The 13,624-nt window shown below is 64.5% G+C and carries 16 protein-coding genes; 8 read left to right on the top strand and 8 right to left on the bottom strand.

Features of this window, described 5'->3' with window-relative positions; genetic code table 11:
* Nucleotides 1-8: 8 nt before the first annotated feature.
* Nucleotides 9-701 carry a uracil-DNA glycosylase gene (gene ung / locus ACZ5YV_RS09290; protein WP_464787371.1) on the bottom strand — a complete coding sequence of 231 codons (693 nt, stop codon included), beginning with the start codon at nucleotides 699-701 and terminating at the stop codon, nucleotides 9-11.
* Between the two features lie 84 nt (nucleotides 702-785).
* Between ung and ACZ5YV_RS09285 the strand changes: the two genes are divergently transcribed.
* The 3 genes from ACZ5YV_RS09285 (at nucleotide 786) to ACZ5YV_RS09275 (ending at nucleotide 3,315) form a co-directional block, all read left to right on the top strand.
* Entirely contained in the window at nucleotides 786-1,757 is a 972-nt protein-coding gene (locus ACZ5YV_RS09285) for a serine hydrolase (protein ID WP_464787370.1), read from the top strand.
* A 63-nt stretch (nucleotides 1,758-1,820) separates the two neighbouring features.
* Nucleotides 1,821-2,186, top strand: a complete 366-nt coding sequence (locus ACZ5YV_RS09280; RefSeq protein ID WP_464787369.1) for an Mpo1-like protein — start codon at nucleotides 1,821-1,823, stop codon at nucleotides 2,184-2,186.
* A gap of 58 nt (nucleotides 2,187-2,244) precedes the next feature.
* Nucleotides 2,245-3,315 carry a GNAT family N-acetyltransferase gene (locus tag ACZ5YV_RS09275; RefSeq protein WP_464787368.1) on the top strand — a complete coding sequence of 357 codons (1,071 nt, stop codon included), beginning with the start codon at nucleotides 2,245-2,247 and terminating at the stop codon, nucleotides 3,313-3,315.
* On the opposite strand, the gene ACZ5YV_RS09270 is transcribed toward ACZ5YV_RS09275, so the two are convergent.
* Nucleotides 3,293-4,153, bottom strand: coding sequence for a cupin-like domain-containing protein (locus ACZ5YV_RS09270; protein ID WP_464787367.1), 861 nt, complete (start codon nucleotides 4,151-4,153; stop codon nucleotides 3,293-3,295). The genes ACZ5YV_RS09275 and ACZ5YV_RS09270 overlap by 23 nt on opposite strands.
* Nucleotides 4,150-5,280 (bottom strand): GNAT family N-acetyltransferase, encoded by a 1,131-nt coding sequence (locus ACZ5YV_RS09265; RefSeq protein WP_464789189.1) that lies wholly within the window; start codon nucleotides 5,278-5,280, stop codon nucleotides 4,150-4,152. Before ACZ5YV_RS09265 ends, ACZ5YV_RS09270 begins: the two co-directional genes overlap by 4 nt.
* 191 nt (nucleotides 5,281-5,471) lie before the next feature.
* Between ACZ5YV_RS09265 and ACZ5YV_RS09260 the strand changes: the two genes are divergently transcribed.
* The 4 genes from ACZ5YV_RS09260 (at nucleotide 5,472) to ACZ5YV_RS09245 (ending at nucleotide 9,162) form a co-directional block, all read left to right on the top strand.
* Entirely contained in the window at nucleotides 5,472-6,470 is a 999-nt protein-coding gene (locus ACZ5YV_RS09260) for an NAD-dependent epimerase/dehydratase family protein (RefSeq protein WP_464787366.1), read from the top strand.
* Nucleotides 6,471-6,756: 286 nt separating this feature from the next.
* A complete protein-coding gene (locus tag ACZ5YV_RS09255) occupies nucleotides 6,757-7,764 on the top strand; it encodes a KpsF/GutQ family sugar-phosphate isomerase (protein ID WP_464789188.1) in 1,008 nt (335 codons plus the stop codon).
* Nucleotides 7,765-7,772: 8 nt separating this feature from the next.
* A complete protein-coding gene (gene kdsB, locus ACZ5YV_RS09250; protein ID WP_464789187.1) occupies nucleotides 7,773-8,567 on the top strand; it encodes a 3-deoxy-manno-octulosonate cytidylyltransferase in 795 nt (264 codons plus the stop codon).
* A gap of 4 nt (nucleotides 8,568-8,571) precedes the next feature.
* Nucleotides 8,572-9,162, top strand: coding sequence for a histidine phosphatase family protein (locus tag ACZ5YV_RS09245; protein ID WP_464789186.1), 591 nt, complete (start codon nucleotides 8,572-8,574; stop codon nucleotides 9,160-9,162).
* Nucleotides 9,163-9,276: 114 nt separating this feature from the next.
* On the opposite strand, the gene ACZ5YV_RS09240 is transcribed toward ACZ5YV_RS09245, so the two are convergent.
* The 4 genes from ACZ5YV_RS09240 to ACZ5YV_RS09225 form a co-directional block, all read right to left on the bottom strand.
* The gene (locus tag ACZ5YV_RS09240; RefSeq protein WP_464787365.1) at nucleotides 9,277-10,104 is read right to left on the bottom strand and encodes a hypothetical protein; all 828 of its coding nucleotides are present in this window, start codon (nucleotides 10,102-10,104) and stop codon (nucleotides 9,277-9,279) included.
* Between the two features lie 149 nt (nucleotides 10,105-10,253).
* A complete protein-coding gene (locus ACZ5YV_RS09235) occupies nucleotides 10,254-10,802 on the bottom strand; it encodes an LptA/OstA family protein (protein ID WP_464787364.1) in 549 nt (182 codons plus the stop codon).
* Entirely contained in the window at nucleotides 10,802-11,449 is a 648-nt protein-coding gene (locus ACZ5YV_RS09230; protein WP_464787363.1) for an LPS export ABC transporter periplasmic protein LptC, read from the bottom strand. The genes ACZ5YV_RS09235 and ACZ5YV_RS09230 overlap by 1 nt, the downstream gene beginning before the upstream one ends.
* A gap of 21 nt (nucleotides 11,450-11,470) precedes the next feature.
* Nucleotides 11,471-12,088: a ribonuclease D gene (locus ACZ5YV_RS09225; RefSeq protein WP_464787362.1), complete on the bottom strand. Its 618-nt coding sequence runs from the start codon at nucleotides 12,086-12,088 to the stop codon at nucleotides 11,471-11,473.
* Between the two features lie 242 nt (nucleotides 12,089-12,330).
* On the opposite strand from ACZ5YV_RS09225, the gene ACZ5YV_RS09220 reads away from it, so the two are divergent.
* Nucleotides 12,331-13,179 (top strand): cold-shock protein, encoded by an 849-nt coding sequence (locus ACZ5YV_RS09220; RefSeq protein ID WP_464789185.1) that lies wholly within the window; start codon nucleotides 12,331-12,333, stop codon nucleotides 13,177-13,179.
* 208 nt (nucleotides 13,180-13,387) lie between these two features.
* Here ACZ5YV_RS09220 and ACZ5YV_RS09215 read toward each other — a convergent pair whose 3' ends face one another.
* Nucleotides 13,388-13,552, bottom strand: a complete 165-nt coding sequence (locus ACZ5YV_RS09215) for a hypothetical protein (protein WP_464787361.1) — start codon at nucleotides 13,550-13,552, stop codon at nucleotides 13,388-13,390.
* Nucleotides 13,553-13,624 lie beyond the last annotated feature (72 nt).

Raw genomic sequence — 13,624 nt, 5'->3', positions numbered from 1 at the left:
CATCACCGCTAAGTCCCACATTCCGGCAAAGCCCAATCAATCCCCCCACGCCCCCTCGCTTCCAAAAAGGCATTAGCCTGCGAGAAATGTCGGCACCCCAAAAAACCATTATGCGCAGACAGCGGCGAAGGATGCGCCGCCTTCAACACCAGATGCCGCGTCTGATCCACAAACGCCGCCTTCCGCTGCGCATAGGCACCCCACAGCAGGAACACGACCGGCTCCTCCTGTCGGTTCACCAGCTGAATGATCGCATCGGTAAACTCTTCCCAGCCGCGCTTCTGGTGCGAAGCGGCGCGCCCCATCTCTACGGACAACACGCTGTTCAGCAGCAGCACGCCCTGCCGCGCCCAATGCTCCAGAAACCCATGGCGCGGCGGGTCGATGCCAAGGTCGCTCTTCAACTCCTTGTAGATATTCTTGAGCGACGGCGGCGTCCGCACCCCCGGTTGCACGCTGAAGCATAGCCCATGCGCCTGACCCTCGCCATGATAGGGGTCCTGCCCCAATATCACCGCCTTCACATTACCCAGCGGCGTCAGGTCCAGTGCCCGGAAATATTCGCTCCCTTTGGGGAATATGCGTTTTCCCTGCCGCTTCTCCTCTTCCAGAAATGCCTTGAGCGCCTGCATATAGGGGCGGTCGAATTCCTCGCGCAGCGGTGTGCGCCAGCTTTCGTCGAGCTTGATCGTTGCGGTCATGATCGCCTGATGACCTGCCCGGCAACGGCCTGTCAACCGCACGGCGGCCTTGCTCCGCGCCTGAAAATGAGGGAAAGGAAAATCATGCCGCGCCTTTCCTTCACGACCGCCCTTGTGGCGGGCCTCGGCCTGTTTCTCGCACCCCTGCCAACGGCGGACGCCTTCGGTCCCCAGCCCAATGGGGTGCATCAAAGCGCGCAATCGCGTCTGCTCGGTGAGTTCACCCGTTTCGCCGCGCTCAGCGACGGCACCGTCGGGATAGCGGTGCGCGACCTGCGTAATGGCGAGACGCTGGAGCTGAATGGCGACACGCTTTTCCCCATGGCCAGCACTTACAAGGTTGCGGTGGCGGGCAAGATATTGTCGCTCGCCGACGCGGGCACGCTACGTTTCGATGAAAAGCTCCCGCGCCTCGGCACGCCGATGCCGGTCACGACCTTGCTCGACCTGATGCTCACCCGCAGCGACAATGAAGCGACCGACGCGCTCGTCGCCCGCGCTGGCGGGCCGCAGGCGGTCAATGGCTGGCTCCAGTCGCTCGGCATTCGCGGCCAGCGGGTGGACAGTAACACCGCCCAACTGCTCGCCCGCGCGAAGGTGGGAGCGAGCGGGGCAGGGGACGAGGTCGAAAGCGCCCCGTCAGCAAGATCGCGCGACGCGATGGACATGCCCAACCTCGCCTTCGCCGCCGATCCACGCGACACCTCCACGCCCCGCGCGATGAACGATCTCCTCTCCACCATCCAGCATGGCAAGGCGTTGAAGAAGGGCAGCACGGCCATGCTGCTCGGCATCATGGCGCGGTGCAAGACGGGCAAGGCGCGCCTCGTCGCCATGCTCCCGCCCGGCACGCCGATCGCGCACAAGACGGGCACGCTCAACGGTTTGGGCAATGACACGGGCATCATCACCCTGCCGGACGGCCGCCCGATCGCCATTTCCGTTTTCGTCATGAAGGACCATCGCGGCCACGCCGCGCGCGACCGCATCATGGCCGAAGTGGCGCGAGCGGCCTACGACTATTTCCTTTTCGCCCCTGAATCGCGCACGGCCTGACGCATCGCCCTTAACATGGATTGAACTTGCCTATAGCCCGGTCGTCCGCAGCGGGAGGATGGCATGCGCGATGTCGCGGCGTTCAGCGATTTCTGGCCCTATTATCTTCAGGAACATGCACGCCCCGCGACAAGGGCGATGCACTATGCCGGAACCAGCGCCGTTGTGCTGCTGCTCGGCGCAATGCCGCTGACCGGCCGCTGGTGGCTGCTTCCGGCTCTGCCTGTCGCCGGTTACGGCTTTGCCTGGGCCGCCCACGCCCTGATCGAACGCAACCAGCCCGCCACTCTCCGCCATCCCCTCTGGTCCCTGCGCGCCGATTTCCGCATGTGGTTCCGCTTCCTCACCGGGCGCATGCGTCGCGATCTCGCCCACGCAGGCGTCCGCCCTGACGGATCGGTCGATCCCGCCAAGCGCCTCAACCTCTAAGGCATCCCCTCACGCCAGTGACTTGACCGCCCCCGCCGCTCTGCCACAAGAGGCGGCGATGGCCCTTAACGCCCACTTCTCCCCCTTGCCCGATCTCGCCACGCTGGCCCCACGCTGGCAGGCGCTTGAGGCGGCATCAGACGCCTCCTTCTTCCTCGGCTGGACCTGGACCAGCAGTTGGCTCGAAAGCTACGCCATCCAACTCGACCTGCTCTGCGTTACCGATGAAGAGGGCAGGGACGTCGCCCTCGCACTCACGGGCCATGCGATGCAGCCACGCCTGCTCGGCCGCTGCGCCACCCTCTCGCTCAACCAGTCGGGCGATCCCGCCGCCGACCGGCCTTTCGTCGAATATAACGGCCTCCTCGCCGGGCGCGGCCTGGAAGCAGAAGCCGCCAAAGCTTTCCACGCCGCCCTCCAGCGCCGCACCGACTGGCGCGCCCTTCGCCTCAGCGGCATTACGCCCGGCTCCCCATTGCTTGCGATGCCAGCCCACCGCGCGGCCCTCCTCGACCGCTCGCCCGTCTACCTGGCCGATCTCGAAGCCGTCCGCGCCGCCAATGGCGACTATCTCTCCCTGCTAAGCGCTAACACCCGCAGCCAGATCCGCCGCGCCATCAAGGACCATAACGGCCTCCCCACAGTCACCGCCGCCACCACCGCAGACGAAGCCGTCACATGGCTCGAAGAAATGCGCGCGCTCAACGAAGGCCGCCACGACGACAATGCTTGGGAAGCCCCAGCCTTCCGCCGCTTCCTCCTCACTCTCGCTGGCAAAGGCATCCCCAGCGGCGAAGTCGAACTCCTCCGCTTCACCGATGAAGGCGGCCGGGTCGGCCTGCTGGTCAATTTCATCCACAGGGGCGAGGCGCTGAACTATCAGTCCGCCTTCGCCGCCCCGCGCACGGCCAAGGACAAGCCCGGCCTCCTCTGTCACACCGCTGCCGTCGCCTATTATGCAGAGCGGGGCCTAACCCTCTACTCCCTCCTCGCAGGGAAAGACCGCTACAAGCAAAGCCTCGCCACCCGCGAAGAGGCGCTCGAATGGTGGGTCCTCGAACGCTTCTCGCCCCGCCTCGAAGCCGAAGCGCTGCTCCGCCGGTTGCTTAAACGCCCAGCTTCCGCATGATCCGATAGGCCAGCCGCCGCGCGCCCTGCCGCTCCGGCGCAGCGCCGATCCGTCCAACCGGCAATCCCCGCCGCCGCAGCAGCGCGTTCAGCCCATGCAGCTCGCTTTCCGCAACGCTTCGCTCCGACCGCCAGGTCACCGACAGGCTCACCGAAACGCCCGCGCCATTTTCCACGAAATGCGGCGCCTTCACCGGCACATGGATGGCATCACCGGGCAGCAGCTTCACCGCCGTCCCGCGCCCGCGAAAATCATCCCGCCAATTCAGATTGCGATGCCCGCCCGCATGAAAAGCCTCGCTCTGCACTGCGGGAACCAGCTCCTGATCACCAGCCGGAAAGACGGTCATGACCTTTTCGCCCATAATCTGGAGCAGGATATTATGCTCCGGGTCCATGTGAAACGGCGTCACGCTGCCCGGCGACGACAGGAAAATAAACGCCTCCCGATTCAACATCGGCCCCGTCCGCGCGTCCACCATCGGCTCCAATTCCGCCAAGGCCGCGTCCAGCAGCGCCCCATAGGCCGCATCCCGCTCGACATTCTTCAGCACCGCCCAACTGCCATTGGTCTCGATCGTCCGGATCGTCTCGCCCAATGTCAGCCCGTTGGCAGGCGTATCTTCCGGCCGCACACCCAACGGCAGCTTGCCCAGATTATATTCGACCGACGCGGCAGGCATCCGCTCGGCCAATCCCGCCAGCGCGTCGATCGCCAGCAGAGGATGCCCAACCAGCCCATGATGCAACTTCACCGACGCATCCGGATAGGCGCCCGCGAATATCTCCCGCGCATCCTCATCGAAAACCTGCGCGCTGATCGGCAAGTGAGCAGTCATCCCTGTCCCTTCATATGGCTGGCGATCGCCTCGACGCCATTGGCCAGCGCGAAAGCCGCTGTCCGCCCGATCCGGTCGATCCCGCTCCCGTGCAGCGCCACGCGATATTGCACGATCGTCCGCCGCTCCGCCCACAGGCTGTCGATCATCGGATGATCAGGCGCGGCGCAGCTGTCCATCCACCCGATCGCCGGATCACCCTGCACCGCATGCAGGTTCGCCAGCTCGATCAGCACGCCGGGCGAAAAGCGCCCCATCTCCTCGTCAAAGGCGATCTTGAAGGAAAAGGCGCCCTCGCCATGGCGGAAATTCGCCAGCATCGCGATCGCCCGCCCATCAAGGTCAATGCGCAGGAAATGCAGCAGCCCTGCGTCGAAAGCCGCCGCGCAAGCCGCCCGGAAAAAGGCCGCGTCCTGCGGAGAACAGCCAAGCGCCGACCCTTCGCGCCCCTTCCACCCCGAAGCCTCCAGCGCCAGAAAATCGGCGCACCAATGCGGCAGCTCCGCCCGATCCACCAGCAGGCGCTGGCTCACCATGCCAAGGTCCGCCAACCGCTTTTGCAGCCGCCTGATCTCCTTGCGCTTCTTCGCGCGCACATGCGTTTCCCAATAGGCATCGGCATCCAGATCGGATCGCAGCATCGCTCGATCATAACGATGCACCTCGCGCCGCCCCCGCCGCTGCTCGACGCAAAGGGCCTCCAGCGCAGCCGCATTGGCGCCCGCCGCATCCAGTCCCCGCAGGTATAAAAATCCCGGCGCCCAATGCGCGTCATCCAACTGCGCCAGCAATCCCCGCCACGCCGCCACCTCATCACCCCGCCGGATCAACGGCGCGCCAAAGAAGCAATGTTCATGCATCCAGTTGGTGACGCAGGAAATCGGCAGGCGACCGTGCCGAGCCGCCACCGTCACCGGCAACAGCCCGATCAACTTCCCTCCCGCATGCGCCTCGACCATCCGCACGCCCGGTGTTCCGGCCAGATGGTCCAGCGCCGCGCACAGCATGTCGGGCGCGTAAAAGGCGTTGGCCTCCGCCGCCTCCGCCGCCAAAGCGGTCCAACGGGCGCGCTGCGCGGGGCCATAGGCACGGGTGCCATTGGGCAGGGGATGCGATGCCATGTCCATGGGAAAGCGCATAAACTTCAATCATTAGGGAAAGACTAAACTGCCTCATTTGGGGCAGCCGACCGCCTCTTTGGGGGAAAGCCCTTTACATCGCGCGTCGGATTGTCTGTTAACGATGAAGCTAACCCGCGACGGCTGAAAGAGATTCCCATGGCGACCCACCCGATCCTGTCATATAGCGTGGTGGCCGCATGACCATTCTCGTCACTGGCGCTGCCGGCTTCATCGGCATGGCCGTCGCCGACCAGCTGCTCGCCGCCGGGCGGGCGGTGATCGGCATCGACAATATGAACGACTATTATCAGGTCTCGTTGAAGCGCGACCGGATCGCCACGCTGCAACAGCGCCATGGAAAGCTGTTCACCTTCGCCGAACTGGATTTCGCCGACATGGACGCGCTCCACGCCGCGCTCGCGGGGCAGACGGTGGAGGCGATCGTGCACCTGGGCGCGCAGGCGGGCGTGCGTTATTCGCTCATCAATCCGCATGCCTATGTCCGCTCCAACCTTGCCGGGCACGTCAACATGCTCGAACTGGCGCGCGAACGGCGGGTGCGGCACCTCGTCTATGCATCCTCCTCCTCGGTCTATGGCGGCAATGACAGCCTGCCTTTCCGCGTGGAGGACCGCGCCGACCATCCCGTCTCGCTCTACGCCGCGACCAAGCGCGCCGATGAATTGATGAGCGAGACTTACGCCCATCTTTTCCGCATTCCGATGACGGGCCTGCGCTTCTTCACCGTTTATGGCCCCTGGGGCCGTCCGGACATGGCGATGTGGATTTTCACCAGGAAGATCCTGGCGGGGGAGCCGATCCCGGTGTTCAACCATGGCCGGATGCAGCGCGACTTCACCTATATTGACGACATCGTGAATGGCGTGATCGGCTGCCTCGATCACGCGCCTGCGGATGATGGATCGCTAAAGGCGGGCGGCAGCCGCTCGCCGCACCGGCTTTACAATATCGGCAACAATCGGCCGGAAGAGCTGATGCATCTCATATCGGTGCTGGAACAGGCGATCGGGCGCAAGGCGGAGATTGATTTTCAGCCCATGCAGCCGGGCGACGTGCCCGCCACCTTCGCGGACATCAGCGCGATTGCCCAGGATATCGGCTTCGCGCCGACCACAGGCATAGAGGTCGGCGTGCCGCGCTTCGTGTCCTGGTATCGCGACTATCACGCAGGATAACCGGCAAAACCACGGCACTACGCACGCTTCGGTGGAAAGTTCCGGCCCTCAACATATAAGCAATAATTTGCGGGATATGTGGCAATAAAGGCGCGCAAATCTTCGCTCATGTTGGCAAATTAAATTGCCATTCTGCCGTTAACGGTTCTATTCCCGTCACCGGGACGGCTTCGAGCCGAAATGGGTCGCTTATAACGAGGTTTAGGGCGGAGCGCCGGATGGCGGCCGCCGCATGGCGCATCGATCAGGAAAACCTGCCGTGCGTCATGGAAAAAAGGGCGAACTTGTGTCGACACTATCGAAAATTGTGCCTTTTGGTTCCGGCAGCCGGATCGTGGAAACCGCCTGTAGAACCCTGTCCGTCGCTTCCCAGGGCTTGAACGCGTTGGAGGCCAAATTCTCCGATCGTGATTTCGCCGCAATATTCCTGCGCGTCGCTGGCATGATCATGAGCGTGCGTGGGCGCCTGATCGTCACCGGCATGGGGAAAAGCGGCATCGTCGCACGCAAGATGACGGCGACCCTGACCTCGACCGGCACCCCCGCGCTCTTCATGCATCCGGCCGATGCGGGTCATGGCGACCTTGGCATGGTGACGCCTGACGACATCGTTCTGATGCTGTCCCATTCGGGCGAATCCAACGAACTTGGCCCCATCATCCAATATTGCAAGCGGTTCGGCATTCCGCTGCTCGGCCTCACGGCGCGCGCGGACAGCACCGTCGCCAGCGCTTCCGACGTCTGCGTGCTTTTGCCCGCCGTCCGCGAAGCCTGCCCCAACGAACTGGCGCCCACCACCTCCACCACGGTCCAGATGGCCTTTGGCGATGCGCTTGCCATCGCGCTCATGGAAATGCGCGGCTTCTCGGCCGATGATTTCCATAAATTCCATCCCAATGGCCGTCTCGGCGCGCAGTTGCTGAAGGTTCGCGATCTGATGGCCGCCGGTGACAATGTCCCACGCGTGGCCGAAGATGCGTCGTTGCTCGACGCCACCATCGAAATGACGCGCGCGCGCCTTGGCGGCACGGCGGTCGTCAACAGCGCTGGCGAACTGATCGGCGCCTTCACCGATGGCGACTTGCGGCGAACGCTCACCGATACGCGGCAACTGACCGAAACCGTCGGCCAGTTCATGACCGTACCCCCGCTGTCCGTGGGGCCTGATGATCTGGCTTCCGAAGCGCTGCGCCTGATGCACATGCATAACATCACGCTGCTCTTTGTCTGCGAAGGCGGGCGGCTGGCGGGTGCCGTCCATATGCACGACCTGCTGCACGCCGGGGTCGCCTGAACAGCATCATCGTCATTCCGGCGCGGGCGGGGTCGTCCCGGTTGCCGCGCAAGCCCTTGCGCCTGATCGCCGGGCGGACGCTGCTGCACCGGACCATCGCCATGGCGCGCGCCGCCATCTGCGGCATTGCCGATGCACAGCTCGTGGTGGCAACCGACGACCGCGAAATCGCCGATCATGCCAATGCCGCAGGTTGCGCCGCCGCCATGACGGACAGCGCCATCGCGACCGGTTCCGGCCGCGCGCTTGCCGCCGCGCTCCAGCGCCCGAAACCCCCGCGCTTCGTCGTCAACCTGCAAGGCGACTCGCCCTTCCAGCCGCAGGGTGCCCTGCGCGCCGTCATCGCCGCGCTGCACGCAGGCGCTGAGGTCGCGACCCCCGTCATCGCCCTCGACTGGCAGGCGCTCGACGCCCTGCGCGATCACAAGCTCCGCTCGCCCTTCAGCGGCACCACCTGCGCCCGCGCGCCCGATGGCCGCGCGCTCTGGTTCTCCAAGACCATCATCCCCGCCATCCGCGACGAACAGGCCCTGCGCGCCACCCAGCCGCTCTCGCCCGTCTGGCGCCATGTCGGCCTCTACGGCTACACGCTCGAAGCCTTGACCCGTTTCGAGCAAACACCCCCGACCACGCTCGAGCAGTTGGAGGGTCTGGAACAGCTCCGCCTCCTCGAACTCGGCATCCCGGTCACCACCGTCGCCGTCGACCCGCCCATCTTCGACAGTTCCGGCATAGACACAGAGGCCGACATCCACCGCGTAGAGGCCCTCATCGCCACCCATGGCGACCCCACGCCCGCCTGACCCCATGCGCCGCATCTTCATCATCCGCCACGGCAACACGTTCGAAAGCAGCGCCACCGCCTGCCGCATCGGCGAGGGCACGGACCTCCCCCTCGTAGAAAGCGGTCGCGCCCAGGCCGACCGCCTCGGCCAATGGTTCGCCGCGCAAGGCCTGAACCCCGGTCACATCCACAGCGGCCCCCTCAGCCGCGCCCGTGAGACCGCAAGCCGGATCGCCGCCGCGCTCAACCAGCCCGTCACCGGCACGCTCCCCTGGCTCGACGAAATCGACCACGGCCCCGACGAAGGCCGCCCCGAAGCGCAAGTCCTCGCCCGCATCGGCCAACAGGCGCTCACCCAATGGGACGCACAAGCCCTCCCGCCCCCCGGCTGGATCGTCAACGCGCCCTCCCGCATCGCCGCCTGGCAAAGCTACTTCACGCAAGGCGGGGAGGGGACGGACCTGCTCGTCACCAGCAACGGTGCCGCTCGCTTTGCCTTGCTAGCGCTCGGCCTCTCGTCCGCCTCGCTAAAGCTGCGCACCGGCGCTTATGGTGAGTTGACCGTCGCGCCTGACGGCGCCGTTACCCTCTGCAACTGGGACCAACGACCCTGAACGTCGCCACAACCCAAATCTCCCCTTCAGGTTCAAACGAGGCACGTGACTCGTTTGAAGGGTTGGGATGGGCGTTCTCCCCCGATTCCGATTGCTCCTGTCAAACCACGCCGCTCACCCCACGGGCATTGAGCTGGCCGTCACAGGTTGCAGCACGGCAGGCTTCGCCTCGGGCGCTGCAACAGATTTGTCCGCCGCCGCTTCCGGAGCCGCAGCCTGCGCCTTCAGGCTCGCCGCCGCATTTTGCAAAGCGACCGCCGCCGCTTCCAGCGCTGCCGCCGCGGAACCTGACTGTCCAGCCGGTTCCCCAGTCTTCACGACAGTCATTCCCGCAGCTGTGATCGCCTCATGCGGCGCATCGACCTGCGCTGCTCTTCCCGTCCCAGCCTCGGGAGCCGCTACCGAAGCCGACGCGACCTGAGCCGTCCCCGCAGCCGGAGCCGCGGCCGTCACCACCGGCTGCGCCTCACACACCGCATCAATCCCCAGCGCGCTTTCAGAAAAGCTCGTCGCCAGCTGCGGCAGTTCCCGATCCTGCGCCTCGGTGGCCAAAGTCAGCAGCGTGTCGGTCATCAGGCAATAGCTTCCGGCCTGCGCCAGTCCGGAATGGCTGTTGCCCAGCTTCGTGTTGAACTGCTCATAGGCCCGCTGCCCATCAGCAATGCCGTTCACCCGCATGAAGCGCGTCTTCAGCACATTATTATAACTGCTCAGCAGGCCGATCTTCTTATCGACAAAGGCGGAATATTTCGCCTCAATCTCCTTGTTCACCCCCTTGCACCGCAGAGCGCCCAGCATCAGCATCACATGCAGATCCCGGACTTTAGCCGCTTCAATCTCATAGGGTTGCCAGCACGGGCCGGGGGTGGAGGCGGCTATTTGGCCAGAAGAAAGCGCAACGAAACCACAGGCGGCAACCGCCGCCATCTGCAACCGTGACATGATGGACCTCGCAGAATCGAAAGAGGCGACCCGCTGATCCCGATGATAGCATTTTGCCCCAAAAATGCCATGTTTATTAATGGACATAGGCCAGCCCGAGCGCCCGAAAAAGCACCCCGCCACGCCCGCATTCAGCGCTGCTAAAAGGGTCAGTTCTTCCGCTGCGGCACGGTGAAGGTGCCCGAAACCCGGCCCCCCGATCCGCCCGAAACCCCCGGCACGCCGCCGCCGGATGATCGCCCGTCCACAGTGGACCGCCCGCTGGTAAGATCAATCATCAACCGCCCACCCGTCAGCCGGTTGCTCCCCTGCGTCAACGTCACATTGCCCAGCATCGTGATCAGGCGGCTGTTAAGGTCATAGATCGCGACATTGCCGCGCGCCGTCTCGGTGCCCTTCGTCACGACGACATTGCCCGAAGCGTCGATCCGGTCGACCTCCACGCCGTTCCCGCCCGTACCATTGCGGTAAGCGACGGTCATCCGCGCAGCGTTCAGCGTCATGCCCGCCTGCGTCACCTGCACATTGCCGGAAACGACGACGCGGTCGGCGCGGTCCTGCACCTCGATCCGGTCGGCGGTGAAGTTTACCGGCGCGTTGCTGTCATGATTCTTCAGCACCTGCGCCCCGGCGCCAGCAAAGACCATCGCCGCGCCCATGGCGCCAGCGCTCGACAGCAGGATCAGCGATCTCTTCATCACTTTTGCCCTTTGATGCCATTTTGTTCGATGCGCAAGCTCGCCCTGCCATTGAGCGTAACCGTCCGCGCATTCAGGTCGGCGTCCAGATGGTCGCCGCTGAACGTGCCGATGGGTATCCGGCCATCGACGCGCCCCGCGCTGCGCATGCGCCGGCTCTTGAGGTCGATGCCCACGTCCCGCGTCGTCAGCCTGTATCCGCCCGCCGCCTCGAACTGCACCGGCCCGTCCACTGCGACGCGCTCCTTGTCCATGTCATAGCGCCCCTTGCGCGCATTCAGCACGGCCGGCCCTTCGCTCAGCAATATCCGCGCCGACATGTCGTTGAGGTCCACGATGGGCTCGCGGGAGCTTTTCTGCACCGCGCTCCCGGCGCGCAGCGAAAAGGGCTGCCCCTTGCTGTCCTCGCCGCGATACAGCGCCTCGCTCACCCGCATCCGCTCCTTCGCCACCTCGACCTTGTTCTTGTCGAGCACGAAGCTCACCTTGTCCCCGCCGGTAAAGGGCGCCATCACCAGCAACGCCGCCAGCACGCCCACCAGCACCGGCAACCAGTTTTTCAGCCGCGCGACCAGCCTGTCATGGCTGCCACCCGGCCGCGCCCAATGGCGCCTGACATGACGTTGCTGATCGGCCTGTATGGACATGGGAAAGCGCTTCTAAGCCCCTTACATATGCGCGAAGATGTCGATCTCCGGCCATCCCGCCAGGTCCAGTTCGGCCCGGTGAGGAAGGAAATCGAAACAGGCCTGCGCCAGTTCCATCCGTCCTTCGCGGATCAATCGCTTGTCGAGTTCCGCCTTCAGTGCATGCAGATACCGCACGTCCGACGCCGCATAATCCTTCTGCGCGTCCGACAGGGTGGGGGATCCCCAGTCGCTCGACTGCTGCTGCTTGCTGATTTCCTGCCCCAGCAATTCGCGCACCAGTTCCTTCAACCCATGGCGGTCGGTATAGGTGCGGATCAGGCGCGAAGCGATCTTCGTGCAATAGACGGGCGCCGCCACCACGCCCAGATAATGTTTGATCGCCGCGATGTCGAAACGCCCGAAATGATACAGCTTCAACCGTGCCGGATCGGCCAGCACCGCGCGCAGGTTCGGCGCCGCATAATCGCTGCCGGGCATGAAGCGCACCAGATGCTCGTCGCCCTTGCCATCGCTGATCTGCACGACGCACAGGCGATCGCGCGGCGTGATAAGGCCCATGGTTTCGGTATCGACGGCGACGGGGCCGGGGGCAAGGACGTCTGCGGGCAGGTCCGCTTCGTGGAAATATACTGTCATCCAACCCCTCTATGGCGAAAGCGGCGGCAACTCAATCGACGCTTTTTCGGCGCTGCCAAAATGCCCCGCACTGGTTCATTCGGGCAAATGTGGCGGCAATCGGGCTAAAATCATTCGCGCATGGCTGAAAAGTTGATATAGTGATTCTCAAACCCGCATACGTGCGGTGGATTCTGCATGTCATTTCGCCCGGCATGTTTGTCCGATTTAGTCGGGGGCGAAGCGAAAGTGACCAACAGGGCATGAGTTTTGATAGAGGTCGCCGCGGCGGGCGCGGCAAGGACAAGCGCGACGGTTTTGGCGACGACAATTTTTACGGCGGCGGTAACGATCGTGGCGGCTTCGGCGGTGGTTTCGGAGATCGTGGTGGTTTCGGCGGTGGTGATCGCGGCGGATTCGGCGGCGGCGGTGATCGCTTCGGCGGTGGCGGCGGCGGCGGTGGCTTCCGCAGCGGCGGTGGCGGCGGCTTCGGCGGCGGCGGCGGCGGTGGTGGCGGCTTCGGCGGCGGCCGTGGCGGCGGCGGCGGCATGCCTGCCCAGGTCGTTGGCGAAGGCACCGGTGTTGTAAAGTTCTTCAACGGACAAAAGGGGTTCGGCTTCATCGTTCGTGATGACGGCGCGGAAGACGTGTTCGTCCACATCAGCGCCGTTGAGCAGGCGGGCCTCACCGGCCTCGCCGAAGGTCAGCAGCTCGGCTTCACCCTGGTGGACCGTGGCGGCAAGATCTCGGCAACCGACCTCAAGATCGAGGGCGAGCCCCTTCCGGTCGTCGATCGTCCCCGTGAACCCCGCGAACCCCGTCCGGGTGGCTTCGGCGGTGACCGTGGCGGCTTCGGCGGCGGCGATCGTGGTGGCCCGCAGCGCCAGCTGACCGGCGAACGCGCCAGCGGCACGGTGAAGTTCTTCAACGCCATGAAGGGCTTCGGCTTCATCCAGCGCGACGACGGCCAGCCCGACGCATTCGTGCACATCAGCGCAGTCGAACGCGCAGGCATGTCCGCCCTCAACGAAGGCGACCGCCTGGACTTCGAACTCGAAGTAGACCGCCGCGGCAAGCACGCAGCCGTCAACCTTCAGTCGAAGGCCGACTGACACATAACTCTGCCCGCATAAGCGGAGAGGATAGAAGGGGTCGCCTGCCCGGCGGCCCCTTTTTTGTTGTGGGGTGCTGCGGCTTAGCACCAATCCTCGTCCTTCGTCACCGATCTCCCCGCGCTTAAAACCGGACATTCGAATTATGCCCGGCTGTTGGGACTAAATCCGCCACTACTGCTCATGGCCATGAATGACCGGTTTCTGATTAACCGGCCATTGGTGCAACGAAGGCAGCCATGTCGCGTCGCGTAAATTCCATGACGGAGACTTTAAAGGCAGCGAACGGATGCGGGTCGAGCCGCCCAAATGCGGTTGCGCGCGTGTCGCTCATCCACCCCGGCGACCGAATATGGCGGGCGGCCAGCGTCACCTTGCACGTTAATGCCGCTCCTGGCTGCTGCACCTTGGACATCGTCAGCCACTTTGAATCCAGGTCACCGAC

This window comes from Sphingobium sp. TomTYG46, assembly GCF_055396345.1.
The sequence above is the reverse complement of the archived record's forward strand: the minus strand, read 5'-3'. Positions and strand labels throughout refer to the sequence as shown.

Coding starts and splice junctions, on each gene's coding strand:
- ung (WP_464787371.1), bottom strand. CDS start 701: ATGACCGCAACGATCAAGCTCGACGAAAGCTGGCGCACACCGCTGCGC.
- ACZ5YV_RS09285 (WP_464787370.1), top strand. CDS start 786: ATGCCGCGCCTTTCCTTCACGACCGCCCTTGTGGCGGGCCTCGGCCTG.
- ACZ5YV_RS09280 (WP_464787369.1), top strand. CDS start 1,821: ATGCGCGATGTCGCGGCGTTCAGCGATTTCTGGCCCTATTATCTTCAG.
- ACZ5YV_RS09275 (WP_464787368.1), top strand. CDS start 2,245: ATGGCCCTTAACGCCCACTTCTCCCCCTTGCCCGATCTCGCCACGCTG.
- ACZ5YV_RS09270 (WP_464787367.1), bottom strand. CDS start 4,153: ATGACTGCTCACTTGCCGATCAGCGCGCAGGTTTTCGATGAGGATGCG.
- ACZ5YV_RS09265 (WP_464789189.1), bottom strand. CDS start 5,280: ATGGACATGGCATCGCATCCCCTGCCCAATGGCACCCGTGCCTATGGC.
- ACZ5YV_RS09260 (WP_464787366.1), top strand. CDS start 5,472: ATGACCATTCTCGTCACTGGCGCTGCCGGCTTCATCGGCATGGCCGTC.
- ACZ5YV_RS09245 (WP_464789186.1), top strand. CDS start 8,572: ATGCGCCGCATCTTCATCATCCGCCACGGCAACACGTTCGAAAGCAGC.
- ACZ5YV_RS09240 (WP_464787365.1), bottom strand. CDS start 10,104: ATGTCACGGTTGCAGATGGCGGCGGTTGCCGCCTGTGGTTTCGTTGCG.
- ACZ5YV_RS09235 (WP_464787364.1), bottom strand. CDS start 10,802: ATGAAGAGATCGCTGATCCTGCTGTCGAGCGCTGGCGCCATGGGCGCG.
- ACZ5YV_RS09230 (WP_464787363.1), bottom strand. CDS start 11,449: ATGTCCATACAGGCCGATCAGCAACGTCATGTCAGGCGCCATTGGGCG.
- ACZ5YV_RS09225 (WP_464787362.1), bottom strand. CDS start 12,088: ATGACAGTATATTTCCACGAAGCGGACCTGCCCGCAGACGTCCTTGCC.
- ACZ5YV_RS09220 (WP_464789185.1), top strand. CDS start 12,331: ATGAGTTTTGATAGAGGTCGCCGCGGCGGGCGCGGCAAGGACAAGCGC.